Source organism: Undibacterium sp. Di26W, from assembly GCF_049340265.1.
Lineage (GTDB): Bacteria > Pseudomonadota > Gammaproteobacteria > Burkholderiales > Burkholderiaceae_D > Undibacterium.
Genome location: NZ_JBMPOR010000007.1, coordinates 1 through 15,916 on the forward strand (window position 1 = coordinate 1; position 15,916 = coordinate 15,916).

The following is a 15,916-nucleotide window of genomic DNA, read 5'->3' on the forward strand; positions in this document are numbered from 1 at the left end:
AAGTTATGCCTGATGACCATAGCTAATCGGTACCACCCCTTCCCATCCCGAACAGGACCGTGAAACGATTACGCGCCAATGATAGTGCTGCAACCAGTGTGAAAGTAGGTTATTGTCAGGCTTGTATCCAGAAACCCCCGCTAGAGCAATTTAGCGGGGGTTTCGCTTTGCGCGATCGGAAAATACACGCGTAACACCAGATCAAAAACAACACCAACATCAACATCAAGACCTCTCAACACAGAGGCACAGAGATGCACAGAGGGCACTGAGAAAGGCAAGAACAGCAAAATCATGAGAACTTCTCTGCTTTTACTCTGTGGCTCGGCCTTCGGTGCATCAGCGGGACGGTAATGAAGATCAGCAGATCCTCTTGTTTTGCTCTGTGAACCTCTGTGCCTCCGTGCCTCTGTGGTGAGCGGTCTTACAGCTTTTTAATGGTTTTCGATTTTGAAAAACATGTTTAATTTGCCTGCAATACCTCAGATTTTCACACTTCCCATCACAAATTTTAACAATAAGGCAATATAAAATTTGCTATATTGATGCCACTTTGCTTTCAGTTTTAGAGGGAATGAGAGTAAGGTAGTTAACATCCATATTCCTCAATAGAAAAGTGAGCAAGCAAATGAAACAATACGGTGCAGAGTTTTTTGGGACATTCTGGCTGGTGCTGGGTGGCTGTGGTAGCGCTGTGCTGGCCGCCGCATTTCCGGGTGTGGGTATCGGTTTGCATGGGGTATCGCTGGCATTTGGTTTGACCGTGTTGACCATGGCTTATGCGATAGGGCATATCTCGGGTTGTCACCTGAATCCTGCTGTTTCCATCGGTTTGTGGGCTGGTGGCCGTTTTCCGGCGAACAAGCTGTTGCCATATATCATTGCCCAGGTACTGGGTGGCATCGTGGCGGGTGGGGTGTTATACCTGATCGCCAGCGGCAAGGCCGGGTTTGACGTATCGGCTGGTTTCGCATCCAATGGTTACGCAGATCATTCGCCAGGTGGCTATTCCTTGTTGGCTGCATTGGTGACTGAAGTAGTGATGACGGCGATGTTTTTGATCATCATTTTAGGTGCGACAGATGCCAGGGCACCGCAGGGCTTTGCACCGATTGCTATTGGCCTGGGCTTGACCCTGATCCATCTGATCAGTATTCCTGTGACCAACACGTCAGTTAATCCGGCGCGTAGTACAGGCGTTGCCATTTACGTGGGTGGTTGGGCGCTGCAGCAACTGTGGCTGTTCTGGATAGCACCTATTGTTGGCGCAGTGCTTGGTGCGCTTGCTTATAAGTCGATAGCCAGCGAAGACAAATAAGTAGGGATAACAGCATCTGTTGGTGCAGGTGCTGTTGCCCGATGGAATGGTCCGGGAATGGCCCGAAAATGGTCCGGAAGCACATTAAATTTTCTGATGTCATGCAGATGGAAAATTGGCATGTTATTCTCGGGCCTTCTTCATTTTGATGTTGATCATGACCAGTAATCTCCTTAATTCTGCGGATGTCATTGCAGCGACTGAATTGTGGCTGGAAAAGGCTGTTATCGGACTGAATTTATGTCCCTTTGCCAAAGCTGTGCAGGTGAAGCAGCAAATTCGCTATATCGTCAGCCAGGCCCGTACGCCGGAAGCTTTGCTGGATGATCTGGCGCGTGAATTGGAGTTGCTGGCAGAAACGAATCCGGAAAAAACCGAAACGACGCTGCTGATTCACCCGATGACCTTAAATGATTTCCTGGATTTCAATGATTTTCTGGATGTCGCAGATGGTCTGCTGGAAGAAGTGGAGCTGGATGGGCAACTGCAGATCGCCAGCTTCCACCCCGATTATCAGTTCGCCGGTACCGAGCCGGATGATATTGAAAACTATACCAATCGCGCGCCTTTCCCGACTTTGCATCTGTTGCGCGAAGATAGCATAGACAAAGCTGTTCTGGCTTTTCCTGAGGCAGAGCAGATCTATGAAAAAAACATGGATACCATGCGTGAACTGGGCCATGAAGGCTGGCGTCGCCTGTTTTCCAAGTATGGCAAAAAATAAACTGCGCCCCCAATTTTATAAAATCTCGGCGGCGAGCTATTTGCATAGCAATTGAATTCTTATATTGATATGCAAATAAGTAATTTGTAGTGATGCATAGTTGCCGAATTCTTGTAAAACATCATTTTTCCTTATACTCAGGGGAGTATAAGTAATTTGCACGGCTCATATAGCTATGACAGAGCCGCTTGCCCGTCATATATACTCCATGAAGATGGCTGTCATTCACAGACCTCCCCGGTTATTTCAGTCCATAGTGCATTGCATTTTCTTGCTAATCGGGCGCAAATTTCTTAATTGAAATACCATTTTTCTGTAGAAAATTTGCTTTCACTTCGGCAATGACCACTGTTTCTTCAGGATTTCTGCGTCAGAGTGCCTTGTTATTTTGCGGAGCAACATGTACAGTAAGAGGTTGATTTTTCGCATTTTTCACCCCTTAGTCTTCTATATCTATGGCTTTAATCGTCCACAAATACGGCGGTACTTCGATGGGTTCGACAGAACGCATCAAGAACGTCGCCAAACGCGTCGCCAAATGGCATGATGCCGGTCACCAGATAGTTGTGGTGCCTTCAGCAATGTCAGGCGAAACCAATCGTATCATCGGTCTCGCAAAAGAGATTTCCGCGCAACCTGATCCACGTGAACTCGACATGATTGCCTCGACCGGCGAGCAAGTATCGGTCGGTTTGCTGGCACTGGCCTTGCAGGCCATAGGCAAGCAGGCTGTATCGTATGCAGGCTGGCAGGTCGCTATCAAGACTGATTCAGCCCACACCAAAGCCCGCATCGCCTCGATTGATGATGTCAAAGTCAAAGCCGATCTCGATGCAGGCAAAATTGTCATTATTACCGGCTTCCAGGGCGTGGATGACAAGGGCAATATCACTACCCTGGGTCGTGGTGGCTCTGATACTTCTGCGGTAGCGGTAGCTGCGGCCCTGAAGGCGCAGGAATGCCTGATTTACACAGACGTAGATGGCGTCTACACGACTGATCCGCGGGTGGTGTCTGATGCCCGTCGCCTGAAAACCGTGACTTTCGAAGAAATGTTGGAAATGGCGTCGCTGGGCTCCAAGGTATTGCAAATTCGCTCGGTCGAATTTGCTGGTAATTACCGCATGCCGACCCGCGTATTGTCATCATTGACTGACCCTTTAATGCCGCTGGAAGAAGAAGCAAATTCCGGCACCCTGATTTCGTTTGAGGAAGATACACACATGGAACAAGCTACCATCACCGGCATCGCGTTTAACCGTGATGAAGCAAAGATCACCGTTTTGGGTGTGCCCGACAAACCTGGCATCGCCTACCAGATTCTGGGACCTATTGCCGATGCCAATATCGAAGTCGACATGATCATCCAGAATCAATCGGTGGAAGGCAAGACCGATTTCACTTTCACGGTGCCGCGTGGTGAATATACCAAGGCCATGGAAGTGCTGGAAGGCAGCGTCAAGGCGCATATCGGTGCCGGCAGCATCGTTGGTGACTCCAAGGTATCCAAGGTCTCTGTGGTCGGCGTTGGCATGCGTAGCCACGTCGGTATTGCGTCCCAGATGTTCCGCACTTTGTCGGAAGAGAGCATTAATATCCAGATGATTTCCACATCAGAGATCAAAATCTCTGTATTGATCGACGAAAAATACATGGAACTGGCCGTGCGCTCCCTGCACAAAGCCTTCGGTCTGGAAAGTGCATAAAAGAAAAGATGATTTTTTAGGGTTGACTGTTGACCAAAATCATTCAAACAGCTATTATCTCGGTCTCGATTGCGACTGAGTAATTGGCAGTTGTAATAGTGTGGAGATGTGGCCGAGTGGCCGAAGGCACTTCCCTGCTAAGGAAGCATTTGGGGTAACCTGAATCGTGAGTTCGAATCTCACCATCTCCGCCAGTAACACGTAAGAAGGGGTTAAGCCTAGTAAGGTTTAACCCCTTTTTCCTTTTGTAATCAAGGGTTTAACGTCATTTCATGCAATTTGGCGTCATCTATTGTAAATAATGATAAGTAGGTAGAATGTAGGTAAGACAAAAAATTTACCTACTTTCCGCGATGGCTCTTACCGTTAAACAAATTGATGCAGCAAAGCCCAAAGACAAGCCGTTTAAAATCCGCGATATAGAGGGCCTATACCTCTATGTGTCGGCGGCTGGCTCTAAATCATGGAAGTGCGATTGCGACGTAGCTGGCAAGCGCACGACCATCACATACGGTAAATATCCTGAAGTCTCCCTGGCCTATGCAAGGCTAAAGAATCTCGAACGAAAAAAAGCACCGGCTGAGATTAAAAACAAAGTGCCATCGTTTAAAGAGGTGGCCAGGCAATGGCTCGATAACAAAGTGCCGTCACTTTCCAATAGCAAGCACCAGCACCAGACCATAACGTCCCTGGAACAGATCATCGCTAAAATAGGTGACCTGCCTGTCGATAAAATACCGCGCACCACATTCGTCCAGGCCCTGCAAGATTTTGCAGATACGCCAGAAAGCGCCAGGCGCTTGGCTGGCCGGGTCACTATGGTGATGGATTACGCGATGGACCTGGGCTACTTAGAGCAGCACTCAGCGAGCAACTTAACCAGGGTGCTGCCGTCGATCCGTGCGCGGCGTCACATGGCCTGCATTGAACTCAGTGAAGCCCCAAAACTGTTTAAGGACATTGCAGGGATGGAAGAGGGCGTATCGAAGCAGGGGTTGATGTTGCTGGCGCATACCTTTGTCAGGACAAACGAGCTGATCAAGTCTACGCTGAGTGAGTTTGATTTTAACAATAATGTCTGGATCATCCCGGCAGAGCGCATGAAATTACGCAAGGCGCACGTTGTGCCGCTGACGACACAAGCACTCAAGATTATCTCTGACCTGGCCGATGTGACTGGCTCAGAATTCCTGCTAGATTCGCCAGTTAAGCGCGGTCAGCCTATTACCGACAACTCGATGCTGTTTGCCTTGTACAGGCTTGGATATCGCGGAAAGATGACTGGACATGGTTTTAGAGCGCTGGCCAGCACAGTGCTGAACCAGCAGACTCAATTTAATCGGGATTGGATAGAGAGACAATTGGCACACAAAGAAAGCGATGATGTGCGTCTGGCGTATAACCGCGCTGATTATTACGATCAGCGCGTCACCATGATGAAGTGGTACAGCGACTGGATTGACACTCAGATTGCTGCTGTATGTTGAGATGCAAATTTTTCAATGTCTTCTTGCTTCCAGCGTAGAAAGCGGCCAACTTGAAACGGTTTAGGAAATATCTCTTGCCGTCTCCAGACATAAATAGTTTGGCGAGTTACTTGCAGATAGTCGATGACATCCTGTTGAGAGAGTAGTTTAGTCATGCTGCGCCTTTAGATGTTGGGTATGGCCAGGGGGCATTCTTTGGTAAAACTACTTCCGCCTCTTTTGCCGCCTTGTTTTCTTCAGTCAATGTTACGTCGGCTGGTGTCTCAGTTTTTGGCTTGCGACCACGTTTCGCTGGTTTTTGCACCGACTCTGGTGCTGTTTCAGGCTCGACAGGTGTCTCCAGTTCGGCACGTACCTGGTCGGGGTCGATGCCTTCGGCCCTAGCCATTGCAAGCACGGTGTTAAACTGGTCGTCTTCGTCGCCCGCGTCATCAATTGTCCATTGACTGATGCTGAGTGTTTCGCCCAGGATTAGGTCAACAAGCAGTATTTGAACTTCTTCAATTGATGCCTGATCAATGTAGCTGCACACGGTTTCGTCATCACCACTCTCAAACGGGTATAAGTCGCCCAGGAGATCGTCTGGCACCGAAAAATCATTGCGATAGTCAGTAACGATAGCTTTGACAAATTCACGCAGTGATTGCAGGCTGAAGCCAGCGAAACTACGTTGGCGGAGCCGCTTATACAGGGCAACGCGGAAAGAGGTTTCTTTTTCGGCGCGTTGTTTTTTCTCATCCTCTTTCTTGCAGCGTTCCAGGTAAGCGTCGTTCTGGGCTGAATCGACAACCTTTTCTTTATCTTTTGCTTGTTCAAGCGCAGCGTATTCTTGCTCGGTATAGCAAAGCCCGGCCTTTTCAAGTGCTGCTTGGACCTTAGCGCGGGTGTATGCCATTTTGACTTTGCCAAAATCGAGCTTGATTGCAAAATCTGCTGCAGGTGCTTTGGCTGCAAGTAGATCAATGACCTTAGTGTCAACTGGTGCTGTATTGTCTTTGACACGCTCAAAATAACGGAGCGTCGCCTCGTCATCAACGTTCTCGTTCCCCCAACGGTCGTAAATGATCTGGTTGTTGGCTTCGGTCGCTTGCTGACCTTCAAGTACGGGAATCCCCTTTTTATTGGCGGCATTCAGTTTCTTGACGTTGTGCGCGGCTGTTTTTTCGGCAAAGCAATCTGGATCAGTGCAAATGTTCTGGTCGGTATCGGGAAAAATTTCTGGTTGATTGCCGGTGCGTTTTGGGCATTTATCGCATGATCCGGCAATCGCGAGTAGCTTGGCGTCTTTGATTTCAAACGTCGCCTTGGTTAAGTCCAGCATATAGCGATTTTTGATAATCTGGACGGCAGCGCGATACGACAGCGTGTCACCGTTGTGCTGTGGTGCCAAAATCTCTTTTGCTGCCTTCACCTGCAGCGCCGGTGTTGGAATGCGGGCGATAAGCAGCGCCACGCTATGATTGAATTTGTCATCCAGAAAATCTTCGCGCAATTCAAGTGCCAAGTTGCACAACTTCAAGCGGCCATAAATATAGCTGCGTGATCGCTTCAGTTCGTCTGCTAACTGGTCGGCATTGTAGCCATGCGACATCATCAGGTTTTCATACCCTTCTGCTTCTTCCAGTGGGTGAGGGTTTTCCCTTTGGAGGTTTTCCAGAATTTGAATTTTTGCCGCCTGCAGGTCGGTCAATGTTCGACACATCGCAGGTATGGTGAATGCACCAGCGATGATGCTGGCGCGGTAGCGACGTTCACCGGCGACAATTTCAAACCCTTCTGGGTCGACCTCGGTCGGTGCGACTGGGCGAATGAGAATAGGTTGTGCTACACCCATTTCCTTGATACTAGCGGCCAGTTCCTGCAAGGCGACTTCATTAAAGCGCTTGCGGTTGGTTTTTGATATGCGTATATCGCTAAGTTTAAAAATATTGAAGGTGCTGTCATCGACCAGCTCGGCAACGATGATCGGCTGGTCTGTGTTGGCTAATGCTGTAGATTCTGAAAGGCTCATGAACTGCTCCTGGTTAGATAGGTATCAAAGTGTCTGCCGGCACGCGATAAACAATGCCGGGTAGTGGGTGGTCAATCTCGATAACTGCATGCTCTCTGCCGTTCAAGAGGCAGGGTAAAAAGTCGATGACCTGGCCGGATTGCGGGCCGTAGTCGCTATCAAAGACGACTCGGCTACCAATGGCCGGGGTAGTGGATGCGGGCTGATTTTTTTGCATTTCAGCCCCGCTTTTTCAAAAGTGCAGACGTCTGCACTTTTGCAGGTTTCTGTCTTTGAGTGATGTATGCGCGACCGTACAAGCCTGTGAATACACCAGGCTTAGGATTGGTCGGGCCTTCTTTGGCTGTCAGCTCTGTGGGCTTGATGCGATGGGTCAGGAAATTGAAAGGCATTATTTACCTCCAACTAACGGCAGGGCGCTGACTGAGGCAATGCCGAAATGATCCAATGCGTCGAGTATGGCATCGGCAGATGTGGGCGCAATTGCTGGATAGCTGACGACCTGGTCAGGTGTGCGCACAGTGACCGTAAAGGTACTCATGCTGCCACCTTGTCGCTTACGCGGCGTTTTTGATTGGCTGGTGCAGGTCTGTCAGGTGTGCGATAGCCTGGGGCTGTGTCAATGGAAATAAACACCTGGCCTTTTTCAAAGATGGCGTGGTCATACAATCCGCTGGAAATTCCCAGGCGATAGACTTCCACGAAGCCTAGGGATAACAGGCAATCATGCAGGCGGCGGTCGTGATGGCTGTAGTACGTCTCGCTGAGGAACAGCGGGCGCGGATAGAAGGTGTTGTCTTCTAGTTGGCTGCAAACCTTTAGCTGGTTTCCCAACTGGGTTTCAAGCTGCCTGATTATTGGCTCGGCAGCTTCTATCTCGGACATCATGCGCACGATTTCGGCTGTACGAGTTTCAAAGCGACGTTTGTTTTCGTCGATCAGTCTTTGCAAAAAGGTCTTCATATTTAGCTCCGTCTAAAAAGTTGACAAGCCAAATATTAGATAAATCTAAATTTAATATCAATAAAAATATTAGATTTATCTAAAAATATGTTTATTGTTACACTTTTGGAATTTTTTACGTTGTATTTTTAACGCGAGAAAATTGGGATACATGAGGCTCAGCGAGACTTCAAAGCCAATTCTATTTCTGTAAAGAAACCTACAATTTGACCATGTTTTGCACTGCTGATCTTGTCATTATCAACTGCTGACAAAACACACATTGGCAAAATAGGTGAGTGTGGCGGCAAGGTATTAACTTCCTTCAGATACAACCTTCCCATTTCGGTTCCAAGTAAGACGCCATCTTCATAAGTTCCCTTGTTTGGAAAGGACCAGTAAGAAGCGGTTTTTTTTTGACGGTCTTTTTTGATAAATGGCAGTATTTTCCTAATGGTTGGTTGTTTCACGTCTATTTCCTTCTGTTAATTCATATACTTTATGTGGCTTCATTTCTTGTTGCCGAATTCAGTGTAATTGTTATTAATATATTTACTGAATCGTTCACAATGTTTAAAGCACGTATGTTTCAAGGAATGTTCCCCTCACGCAAGTGTTAATAAAAACTGAAACAGTGGTGTTTAAGTACATGCAATTGGGGACTGTGACTATAGTAGGACATAGGCCAGCACCCATTGTTAAGAGGCGAGGAGGCAGAAACTGGATACGATGATCCAGTACTGCTAGAGCAGAAAAAAGCCCGCGAACAGCGGGCTTTTTTTATTGAACCTTTGATTTTAGGGAGAATGTCTCAATAATCGCGATAATTTGACTTAGATCAGTATCGCTGAGCTTTTCCATGCGTTCTACCGCAAGAGCTATTTGAGCATTAGCCCCCTCATATTTATAACTTACCTTCGGTGGATCATCCCCATTAATAAGCCAGGCAGGGGTGATGCTAAGTGCCTCACAGATTTTCAATGTGTTTGAAGATGAGGGGCTCTCTGTGTCCCCACGTTCCCATTCGGTAATAGTCGCCGGTTGGACGCCAATTACCCTCGCAAAATGCGATTTCTTGAGTCCCTTAGCTTCGCGGGCAACTTTTAGTCGTTCGTACCATTTCATGAACGCAATCCTAAAGTAAAAATATTTAGATTTAGCTAAAATTCATCTTGATGTTTAAATTAGATTAATCTAATATTTGCGACTATTATGAAAACAGACTCGATGCCAATTAAAGAGGATGACTCGCGGATTATTGACCAGCTTGGAGGGACTGGTGCGGTTGCGCGCCTGTTTGAAATTAAAGACCCGACAGTGTCAATTTGGCGGCGAAACGGTATTCCGAAGGCGAGGCTTATGTACTTGAGGCTTGCATACCCACATTTATTTGTTTCCGAAGTGAGCGTGCAAGAAGAGAGCGATCCCCGTCAATGCTCGGACTTATCCACGTCTTAGTTTCGATTTCGGCCAGGGCCTCGCAAACAATCACAAACAGGCTTGGGTCGTGTTTAAGCAGTGCCTTCAACAGTATCGCTATCGATTGGGATGTCGCCAAACGGAAGCTGTCGATTGTGCTGTTCAAGTAGTCAGATTTTTTTATTAGATCATTGAAAAGTCGCTGCATTTCATGACGTTCTTCAGCGGTTGTTTTGGATGTCATCGCATTGGCTCCTTGTTGAATTTGAGCGAAGTGTATGCGCGGTTTGGTGATAGTTCAACCACAAGGAAATGGGGGAAGTTGTGAATTTACGGCAAGCATATTTATCGATGATCAGGGCTTACCAGGGTGGCTGGGATGGCATGGCGGCTGTTCTGGCCATGAGCCGCGATGGGCTCGAAAACCGCATCTATGAGCGCAAAGGGCAAGACCTGCATGTGCAAACTGCTCTGCAAATGCAGAAATTTGCATGCACGACCCATTTTGCCGAAGCGGTCGCCACCGCAAGCGGCGGCACGTTCGTACTTCTGCCGTGCTTGGATCACATTGACAACAGCTCAATAGCTGACAAATTCCATGAGTTGTATGGAGAACTGGGCGAATTATCGGTCGAGTTTCAAGCTGCGACAAAGGATGGCGAAGTCGATGCGAAAGAGCGCGAACGCATCAATTGCGTGGTGGACCGCATGCACAAAACGATGGATGAGCTGCGGGCGCTGACATTCAAATTTTACTGCCATGAGACGGCAGCAAAAACAGGAGGGCGCAAGCATGGCAATTAGACGTTCAGGCCCGCGTACCGGCTCTGCGGCACACCGGGCAATATGCCGCCTTGTTGAACTCGGTGGCCGTGCAAAAATCAGCCAGTTGCTCGATGTCATCCCTGTCGAGTATCACCGCGCCCACACGCTGGAAAATCATGTATTGATGCCTCTTGCTGAGTTTGCCCTGGTATTGGAAGTGGGCGACTACCTGCAGGCCACACCCAAGGGAAAAGAATACGCTGGCCAGCACCTGGTCACGCATTTGCCTGTGGGTCAGAAGTATGTCGGCCAGATCGTGCCTGGTCGTGTACCTAGTGTGCCTCGTCCTTTGAATGTGGCCAAACATCGCGCCGGTGCGCCATCCCGGCCTGGCTCTGAAGACTGGCGCGATATACCGTCGCTTATGGGTGGCCAGCGTATTGCCCACAAGGGATCAAGCAATTGAATCTCAAAGACATCGAGCGCGTAGCGCTCGCACTTAATAATTCTATCGAAGCTACGCTTGGCGATTGGTTCCCCAGGGGAGTCATCGAAGGGGCAGAGTTTTGTATTGGTTCTGTCTCCGGCGAAGCCGGGCAATCATTACGCATTCGCCTGAAAGGCGACAAAATCGGCATCTGGTCCGACTTCTCAGAAGGGGAAGTCGGCAAAGACCTGATTTCACTTTACGCTTACCGCGAGGGATTGTCCCAGGGTAAAGCCTGCGCGGCGCTAGCTGCGCAGTTGGGTATAGAGCTTACCCCAAGTGACCCTAATTTCAAGCCTAACAAAGCTGTTTCTTCAATTGCTAAAAGGCCGCAGAAACCAGCGCCTGCGCAAGCTGCACAGGGGGTAGAAGACCGTAAGCCACGTACCGAATGGACGCCTGTTTTACCCGTTCCAGGGGATGCTGGCCCTTATCCAGTTGCGCATAGTCACCGTGGACGACCAGAGGCGCATTGGGAATACCTGGACCAGCAGGGGCAATTGCTGGGAGTGATTTACCGATTCAAGACGTCGGATGGAGGCAAGGAGGTTTTGCCTTGCGTATATGCGCAACATCCAGTAACGGGGGCTTGTGACTGGCGCTGGATTCAATTCAGAGAGCCGCGCCCTTTGTATATCCGTTGCGCGTTTCGGCCTGAATTGCCGGTGCTGGTGGTCGAGGGTGAAAAATGCGTCGATGCGGCATTTGATCTGGTTGGCGATGTATTCGATGTGGTGTCCTGGCCTGGTGGTGGCAAGGCTGTATCCAAGGCAGATTGGGCGCAATTAAGCGGTCGCTGCGTTGTGCTGTGGCCAGATTGCGATTCAAAGGTTTATAAGGAAAAACACGCCAAAGCGGGGCAGATCAAGCCAGAAGAAGAACAGCCTGGCGTCATGGCGATGGTGGAACTCGCGGACATTTTGCGCGGGCATGGCTGCGAAGTGGCGATGGTGGATGTGCCTGCACCTGGTGTGTTGGATGATGGCTGGGACGTGGCTGATTTGATCGCCGACGGTGGCCAGCGGGATGACGTGTTGGCCTGGACTTGCAAGCACCGTGGTGCTGCAGCAGAGCCTTCACAGTGCGATGCGGTAGATGATTCTGATGTGCCCGAATGGCTGGATGAAATGCCTGTTATTGATGAGGTGGCAGGGCAGGGCGGGCAATCTACCCCTCGTCCGGCTGGCGCTGGCAAGGTGTCAAGGTCGAATATACGGGCGTCAATGATTGCTACGGCGCAGGGTGGTGTGAAGGGATGCCGGGAGAATGTCTATATCGCGCTCAAGAATGACCCGGTGTTGCTTGACCTGGTTGCCTTAGATCAGTTTTCTTTACTTCAGGTGAAGCGTAAAACACCGCCCTGGCATTCTGATCCGGGCGAATGGAATGAGGGTGATGACTTTCACCTGGGGATGTTCCTGGCGAACCATTACGGCTTGGTGCTGGCTTCAGTCGGCGACATCGAAAAGGCAGTCGCACAGATAGCGCGTGAAAATGCTTTTAATCCAGTGACGGATTTCTTTGACCATTGCGCTGAAGTTTGGGACGGCCAGGCGCGTATCGAGAGAGCCTTTGTTGATTACTGGGGCGCTGAAGAATCGGAATACATGCGCCTGGTCTCGCTGATGTTCTTTGTGGGCCTCGCTAAGCGTGCGTATTACCCTGGTGTGAAGCATGACTATGCGCCGGTGTTTGAGGGCAAGCAGGGCGAGGGTAAATCGACAGCGCTGGCGATACTTGGTGGCGAGTGGTTCGCAGATACACCATTCGAAATGGGCAACAAGGATGGCTTCCTAGCTATTCAAGGTATTTTGATTTACGAGATAGCCGAACTGGAGCAATTCAACAGGTCTGAGGTGACAGCCATTAAGGCGTTCATGTCATCGCAAAAAGATCGATATCGAGAGCCATATGGCCGCAGGATGAAAAATCAGGCCAGGCGCACGGTTTTTGCGGCCACAACGAACCAAGACGAATACTTCAAGGATACGACAGGTAATCGCCGGTTCTGGCCTGTGGATGCCTTGCGCCTTGATCTTGATGGATTGCGCCGGGATCGTGAGCAGTTAATCGGTGAAGCCGTGCACCTGATGCGCAAGGGCGTTAAGTGGTATCCGACCCCTGAGCAGCAATTCAGTCTGATAAATCCACGCCAAGAAAGTAGGGAAATATCTGATGTGTGGGTGGGCCGGATTTGGGAATACCTGGATGGTCGCAATGCAGATGGTGAAGAAACCGCGCTTCCTAAATTGAACCAGGTGACAGTACGGCAGGTTTTGGTTAAGGCGCTTCATTTCGACTTAAACAAGCTGGGTAACGCCCGGTCAGAGTCAACCCGCGTGGGTTCGATCATGACCAAATTTGGCTGGATCAAGAGGAAAGGTACGACAGGGGCAAGAGAGCAGTACTACGTTCGCCCTGGAAGTGAAAAAGAAGTAGATCAGCAGCAGGGGAATGATGATGATCTGCCTTTATAAACGGGCCATAGCGGCGTTCTTGCACCAGGGATCGTGCATGGTTGAACCATGTGCGGAAAAGGGCAGACAGCGCTTGCTGGCCGGAATGACAGCAACTTTATTGCAGAGATCGTGCGCCATTGTGTTGCGTGCGGAAAAGCGTAAATCGTTGACATTCACGTCCAACCTAGCAACCTCGTCCAACCTTGTTTTTTATAGGTTGGACGGCGGAAAGCCCCGTGTTTATTGGGCTTGTCCAACCTTCATACCTTCTCGCACCCCCGCACATGCGCCCGCACGTATACGTGCGCACACGTGGGGCTTCCCCAAAGAAAAATATTTCCTACAACTCAAAAACAGGTTAGACGAGGTTAGGAGGTTAGACAAAGCCAATGGCATCAACGGTTTTAGCCGTACAACCTACTTGTCCAACCTATTATTTTTTTAAAGGTTGGACGATGAGCAAAAAACTAAGAAGTGAAATGCCACAGACAGCCGGATGGGTATATCAATTACGAACAGGACAAGGGACTGAATTTGTGAATACGCAATTACGTAAGGCAATCGCCGGTGAAGTCGGGCATTTTTGGGCTTCAGAGAACGGTCATGAGGTTGGTACGCGAGATACCAGGGCAACATCAGCTTACTTTTTGAATGAGCGAGGCAGGACCGAACGATGCGACCCGGATTGGATGGTTGATGCCTTGGCGTTGGCAAAGGCGCGGGGTATCACGATAGAGAGAAAAGATTTTACCGACCCAGATGAGTCGCGGGAAATAGCAAAGAAATTACGGGTAATCATGGCAGAGGCGAAATATGGAAAATAATATGATCGATTTGGAATTGGAAAAAAGATTGATGAACTGGCGTGATACCGTGCGTGGTGGCATCGGTGGTGGTGGAAGCGCCTGCTGTGCAGCGTGGGCAGCGGCGTACGTTGCTGCAAGAAATAAAGAAGAGGAGGCCATTGAGATTTCGTTAGAAATTAATGAGCCACAGTCTGCGCTTAGGCGAATTGATATAAATGAGTTAGACGGTTGGCTCGTTGAGGCAGCTGTGCGTGCCAATCTGCATTATGACCAGCGCATGGTGCTAAGGCTAAAGTACGTTATGGAGTTTCCAAACCATTTCATAAAAAACAAATTGCGTGTTCAAAATCTACGCATCAATGACACGTCTATCAGGCTCATTCATGGTCGCGCAATCGACAATCTGAAAAAAGTTCTAGAAAAGTTGGAAACTCCTGCTAAAATTCGTTCTTACAATTCGCACGCACGGTATGTTCCGCGCCCAGACGCTACTGTCGTCCCTTCGGGGGCGACTGCGCCCGAAGAAAATGCAAAGCCCTGAAGGACTGAATAAGTTCTCGGGGTTTTTTTGTTTGTACTCGAAATTTCAGGAGGATGGAAGCATGGATAATCAGCATCAACAAATAAAAGGCTACCGCGATCTGACGCAAGCCGAAATCGATGCAATGAATAAAGTCAAAGCCAAGGCCACGGAAGTTGGCGATCTGGTGGAAGAGTTGAAAGCATTGCCGGGCCTTGATCAGCGCTGGGTTTCTATTGGTGCAACCGATTTGCAAAAAGGTTTTATGTCGGTCATTCGTGGCATTGCTCAGCCGACTACATTCTAAGTTTTACTCCTGGGTGTGAAGCTCGCCTTATGCCCCGGTTACCAAGTGATAGCTGGGGCAATTTTTTATGTTTAAAGTTTCGATAAAATCTAACTTTGATCAGGTGATTGCAAAGATGCCTGATTTTCCGCGCAACCAATTGCCTTATGCACTTGCGACTGCTCTGACAAAAACGGCGCAAGAGATTGCCAAGGCCAAACGTAAAGAACTCCAGGATGTGTTTGATCGTCCGACACCCTATACGCTGGACAGCTTATACGTTAAGCCAGCACGCAAGAATCAACTGTCTGCCTATGTGGGTATCAAAGACTTTTCAGCCAAAGGCACGCCAGCTATAAAATTTCTATCAGCACAGATAGATGGCGGCACAAGGCATCAGAAGCGATTCGAACGCGCATTGCAGGCAGTTGGTGCATTACCTTCTGGTTATTATGTTGTGCCTGGGTCTGCCGCTAGGCTTGACTCGTATGGCAACATCGATAGAGGTTTGATCGTTCAGCTGTTATCGTACTTCAAGGCATTCCCAGAGATGGGCTACAAGGCCAACATGACTGATAAGCGCAAGGCAGCACTGGCAAAGGGTAATGCTAAGAAAGGTATTGCTGGCGTCTCCTACTTTGTGGGTAGCCCCGGCAGTCGCTTGCCGCTTGGTATCTGGTCTCGTCACTCGCTTGGGCATGGCAGCGCTGTTAAGCCGGTGTTGATCTTTGTACGCTCGGCACACTTCAAAGCACTATTGGACTTCTACTATGTATCTGAGATCACAGTCAAGGCAACGATGGACAAGAACATCAGGGCAGCAATTGAACAGGCACTCAAAACCCAACGCTGATGTGCATGGCTCTTGCCGGGTCACGGGTCCTTACTGCGTCTCTGTCGTTAGGGGTAATTCGAACCCCGTTGTTTCATTAGTGGCTGGCCTTCCAACTTAGTTAAATTAACCCACCAGAGTTAAATTGGTTAAT

The 15,916-nt window shown here is 49.1% G+C and carries 20 protein-coding genes, 1 tRNA gene and 1 rRNA gene; 13 read left to right on the forward strand and 9 right to left on the reverse strand.

What is annotated here, in order from left to right:
• Positions 1–8: 8 nt before the first annotated feature.
• From rrf to ACO0LM_RS10390, 6 genes are all read left to right on the forward strand, one after another.
• A 5S ribosomal RNA gene (gene rrf, locus ACO0LM_RS10365) occupies positions 9–121 on the forward strand.
• Between the two features lie 507 nt (positions 122–628).
• Positions 629–1,318: an aquaporin Z gene (gene aqpZ / locus ACO0LM_RS10370; protein WP_422990609.1), complete on the forward strand. Its 690-nt coding sequence runs from the start codon at positions 629–631 to the stop codon at positions 1,316–1,318.
• Between the two features lie 157 nt (positions 1,319–1,475).
• Positions 1,476–2,042, forward strand: a complete 567-nt coding sequence (locus tag ACO0LM_RS10375; protein ID WP_423036790.1) for a DUF1415 domain-containing protein — start codon at positions 1,476–1,478, stop codon at positions 2,040–2,042.
• A gap of 455 nt (positions 2,043–2,497) precedes the next feature.
• The gene (locus tag ACO0LM_RS10380; RefSeq protein ID WP_422990605.1) at positions 2,498–3,748 is read left to right on the forward strand and encodes an aspartate kinase; all 1,251 of its coding nucleotides are present in this window, start codon (positions 2,498–2,500) and stop codon (positions 3,746–3,748) included.
• Positions 3,749–3,850: 102 nt separating this feature from the next.
• A tRNA-Ser gene (locus tag ACO0LM_RS10385) sits at positions 3,851–3,942 on the forward strand.
• A gap of 159 nt (positions 3,943–4,101) precedes the next feature.
• A complete protein-coding gene (locus ACO0LM_RS10390; RefSeq protein ID WP_423036792.1) occupies positions 4,102–5,235 on the forward strand; it encodes a tyrosine-type recombinase/integrase in 1,134 nt (377 codons plus the stop codon).
• Here the strand turns inward: ACO0LM_RS10390 and ACO0LM_RS10395 are convergent.
• The 9 genes from ACO0LM_RS10395 to ACO0LM_RS10435 form a co-directional block, all read right to left on the reverse strand.
• Positions 5,214–5,390 (reverse strand): helix-turn-helix transcriptional regulator, encoded by a 177-nt coding sequence (locus ACO0LM_RS10395; RefSeq protein WP_423036794.1) that lies wholly within the window; start codon positions 5,388–5,390, stop codon positions 5,214–5,216. The two genes, ACO0LM_RS10390 and ACO0LM_RS10395, sit on opposite strands and share 22 nt — an antisense overlap.
• Positions 5,387–7,246, reverse strand: a complete 1,860-nt coding sequence (locus tag ACO0LM_RS10400) for a ParB/RepB/Spo0J family partition protein (RefSeq protein WP_423036796.1) — start codon at positions 7,244–7,246, stop codon at positions 5,387–5,389. Before ACO0LM_RS10400 ends, ACO0LM_RS10395 begins: the two co-directional genes overlap by 4 nt.
• A 13-nt stretch (positions 7,247–7,259) precedes the next feature.
• Positions 7,260–7,463 carry a hypothetical protein gene (locus tag ACO0LM_RS10405; RefSeq protein ID WP_423036798.1) on the reverse strand — a complete coding sequence of 68 codons (204 nt, stop codon included), beginning with the start codon at positions 7,461–7,463 and terminating at the stop codon, positions 7,260–7,262.
• Between the two features lies 1 nt (position 7,464).
• Positions 7,465–7,638, reverse strand: a complete 174-nt coding sequence (locus ACO0LM_RS10410) for a hypothetical protein (protein ID WP_423036800.1) — start codon at positions 7,636–7,638, stop codon at positions 7,465–7,467.
• On the reverse strand, positions 7,638–7,787 hold the full coding sequence (locus ACO0LM_RS10415) for a hypothetical protein (RefSeq protein ID WP_423036802.1): 150 nt from the start codon (positions 7,785–7,787) through the stop codon (positions 7,638–7,640). Before ACO0LM_RS10415 ends, ACO0LM_RS10410 begins: the two co-directional genes overlap by 1 nt.
• Positions 7,784–8,209, reverse strand: a complete 426-nt coding sequence (locus ACO0LM_RS10420; RefSeq protein WP_423036804.1) for a hypothetical protein — start codon at positions 8,207–8,209, stop codon at positions 7,784–7,786. The genes ACO0LM_RS10415 and ACO0LM_RS10420 overlap by 4 nt, the downstream gene beginning before the upstream one ends.
• A 158-nt stretch (positions 8,210–8,367) precedes the next feature.
• Complete coding sequence (locus tag ACO0LM_RS10425; protein ID WP_423036806.1) at positions 8,368–8,658, reverse strand: hypothetical protein; 291 nt, start codon at positions 8,656–8,658, stop codon at positions 8,368–8,370.
• Positions 8,659–8,968: 310 nt separating this feature from the next.
• On the reverse strand, positions 8,969–9,313 hold the full coding sequence (locus ACO0LM_RS10430; RefSeq protein ID WP_423036808.1) for a helix-turn-helix domain-containing protein: 345 nt from the start codon (positions 9,311–9,313) through the stop codon (positions 8,969–8,971).
• A gap of 232 nt (positions 9,314–9,545) precedes the next feature.
• Positions 9,546–9,851, reverse strand: coding sequence for a hypothetical protein (locus tag ACO0LM_RS10435; RefSeq protein ID WP_423036810.1), 306 nt, complete (start codon positions 9,849–9,851; stop codon positions 9,546–9,548).
• Positions 9,852–9,919: 68 nt separating this feature from the next.
• On the opposite strand from ACO0LM_RS10435, the gene ACO0LM_RS10440 reads away from it, so the two are divergent.
• From ACO0LM_RS10440 to ACO0LM_RS10470, 7 genes are all read left to right on the forward strand, one after another.
• The gene (locus ACO0LM_RS10440) at positions 9,920–10,411 is read left to right on the forward strand and encodes a YmfL family putative regulatory protein (protein ID WP_423036812.1); all 492 of its coding nucleotides are present in this window, start codon (positions 9,920–9,922) and stop codon (positions 10,409–10,411) included.
• The gene (locus tag ACO0LM_RS10445) at positions 10,401–10,838 is read left to right on the forward strand and encodes a hypothetical protein (protein ID WP_423036814.1); all 438 of its coding nucleotides are present in this window, start codon (positions 10,401–10,403) and stop codon (positions 10,836–10,838) included. The genes ACO0LM_RS10440 and ACO0LM_RS10445 overlap by 11 nt, the downstream gene beginning before the upstream one ends.
• Complete coding sequence (locus tag ACO0LM_RS10450; protein ID WP_423036816.1) at positions 10,835–13,336, forward strand: VapE domain-containing protein; 2,502 nt, start codon at positions 10,835–10,837, stop codon at positions 13,334–13,336. The genes ACO0LM_RS10445 and ACO0LM_RS10450 overlap by 4 nt, the downstream gene beginning before the upstream one ends.
• Before the next feature lie 371 nt (positions 13,337–13,707).
• The gene (locus ACO0LM_RS10455) at positions 13,708–14,142 is read left to right on the forward strand and encodes a hypothetical protein (RefSeq protein ID WP_423036818.1); all 435 of its coding nucleotides are present in this window, start codon (positions 13,708–13,710) and stop codon (positions 14,140–14,142) included.
• 1 nt (position 14,143) lies between these two features.
• Positions 14,144–14,665 carry a hypothetical protein gene (locus tag ACO0LM_RS10460; protein ID WP_423036820.1) on the forward strand — a complete coding sequence of 174 codons (522 nt, stop codon included), beginning with the start codon at positions 14,144–14,146 and terminating at the stop codon, positions 14,663–14,665.
• A 61-nt stretch (positions 14,666–14,726) separates the two neighbouring features.
• Entirely contained in the window at positions 14,727–14,951 is a 225-nt protein-coding gene (locus ACO0LM_RS10465) for a DUF7681 family protein (protein ID WP_423036822.1), read from the forward strand.
• 67 nt (positions 14,952–15,018) lie between these two features.
• On the forward strand, positions 15,019–15,783 hold the full coding sequence (locus ACO0LM_RS10470; protein ID WP_423036824.1) for a hypothetical protein: 765 nt from the start codon (positions 15,019–15,021) through the stop codon (positions 15,781–15,783).
• Positions 15,784–15,916: the final 133 nt, after the last annotated feature.

Excerpts from the sequence above, each read along its gene's own strand:
- aqpZ (WP_422990609.1), top strand. The coding sequence starts at position 629 with ATGAAACAATACGGTGCAGAGTTTTTTGGGACATTCTGGCTGGTGCTG.
- ACO0LM_RS10375 (WP_423036790.1), top strand. The coding sequence starts at position 1,476 with ATGACCAGTAATCTCCTTAATTCTGCGGATGTCATTGCAGCGACTGAA.
- ACO0LM_RS10380 (WP_422990605.1), top strand. The coding sequence starts at position 2,498 with ATGGCTTTAATCGTCCACAAATACGGCGGTACTTCGATGGGTTCGACA.
- ACO0LM_RS10390 (WP_423036792.1), top strand. The coding sequence starts at position 4,102 with ATGGCTCTTACCGTTAAACAAATTGATGCAGCAAAGCCCAAAGACAAG.
- ACO0LM_RS10395 (WP_423036794.1), bottom strand. The coding sequence starts at position 5,390 with ATGACTAAACTACTCTCTCAACAGGATGTCATCGACTATCTGCAAGTA.
- ACO0LM_RS10400 (WP_423036796.1), bottom strand. The coding sequence starts at position 7,246 with ATGAGCCTTTCAGAATCTACAGCATTAGCCAACACAGACCAGCCGATC.
- ACO0LM_RS10405 (WP_423036798.1), bottom strand. The coding sequence starts at position 7,463 with ATGCAAAAAAATCAGCCCGCATCCACTACCCCGGCCATTGGTAGCCGA.
- ACO0LM_RS10410 (WP_423036800.1), bottom strand. The coding sequence starts at position 7,638 with ATGCCTTTCAATTTCCTGACCCATCGCATCAAGCCCACAGAGCTGACA.
- ACO0LM_RS10415 (WP_423036802.1), bottom strand. The coding sequence starts at position 7,787 with ATGAGTACCTTTACGGTCACTGTGCGCACACCTGACCAGGTCGTCAGC.
- ACO0LM_RS10420 (WP_423036804.1), bottom strand. The coding sequence starts at position 8,209 with ATGAAGACCTTTTTGCAAAGACTGATCGACGAAAACAAACGTCGCTTT.
- ACO0LM_RS10430 (WP_423036808.1), bottom strand. The coding sequence starts at position 9,313 with ATGAAATGGTACGAACGACTAAAAGTTGCCCGCGAAGCTAAGGGACTC.
- ACO0LM_RS10435 (WP_423036810.1), bottom strand. The coding sequence starts at position 9,851 with ATGACATCCAAAACAACCGCTGAAGAACGTCATGAAATGCAGCGACTT.
- ACO0LM_RS10440 (WP_423036812.1), top strand. The coding sequence starts at position 9,920 with ATGGGGGAAGTTGTGAATTTACGGCAAGCATATTTATCGATGATCAGG.
- ACO0LM_RS10445 (WP_423036814.1), top strand. The coding sequence starts at position 10,401 with ATGGCAATTAGACGTTCAGGCCCGCGTACCGGCTCTGCGGCACACCGG.
- ACO0LM_RS10455 (WP_423036818.1), top strand. The coding sequence starts at position 13,708 with ATGGCATCAACGGTTTTAGCCGTACAACCTACTTGTCCAACCTATTAT.
- ACO0LM_RS10460 (WP_423036820.1), top strand. The coding sequence starts at position 14,144 with ATGATCGATTTGGAATTGGAAAAAAGATTGATGAACTGGCGTGATACC.
- ACO0LM_RS10465 (WP_423036822.1), top strand. The coding sequence starts at position 14,727 with ATGGATAATCAGCATCAACAAATAAAAGGCTACCGCGATCTGACGCAA.
- ACO0LM_RS10470 (WP_423036824.1), top strand. The coding sequence starts at position 15,019 with ATGTTTAAAGTTTCGATAAAATCTAACTTTGATCAGGTGATTGCAAAG.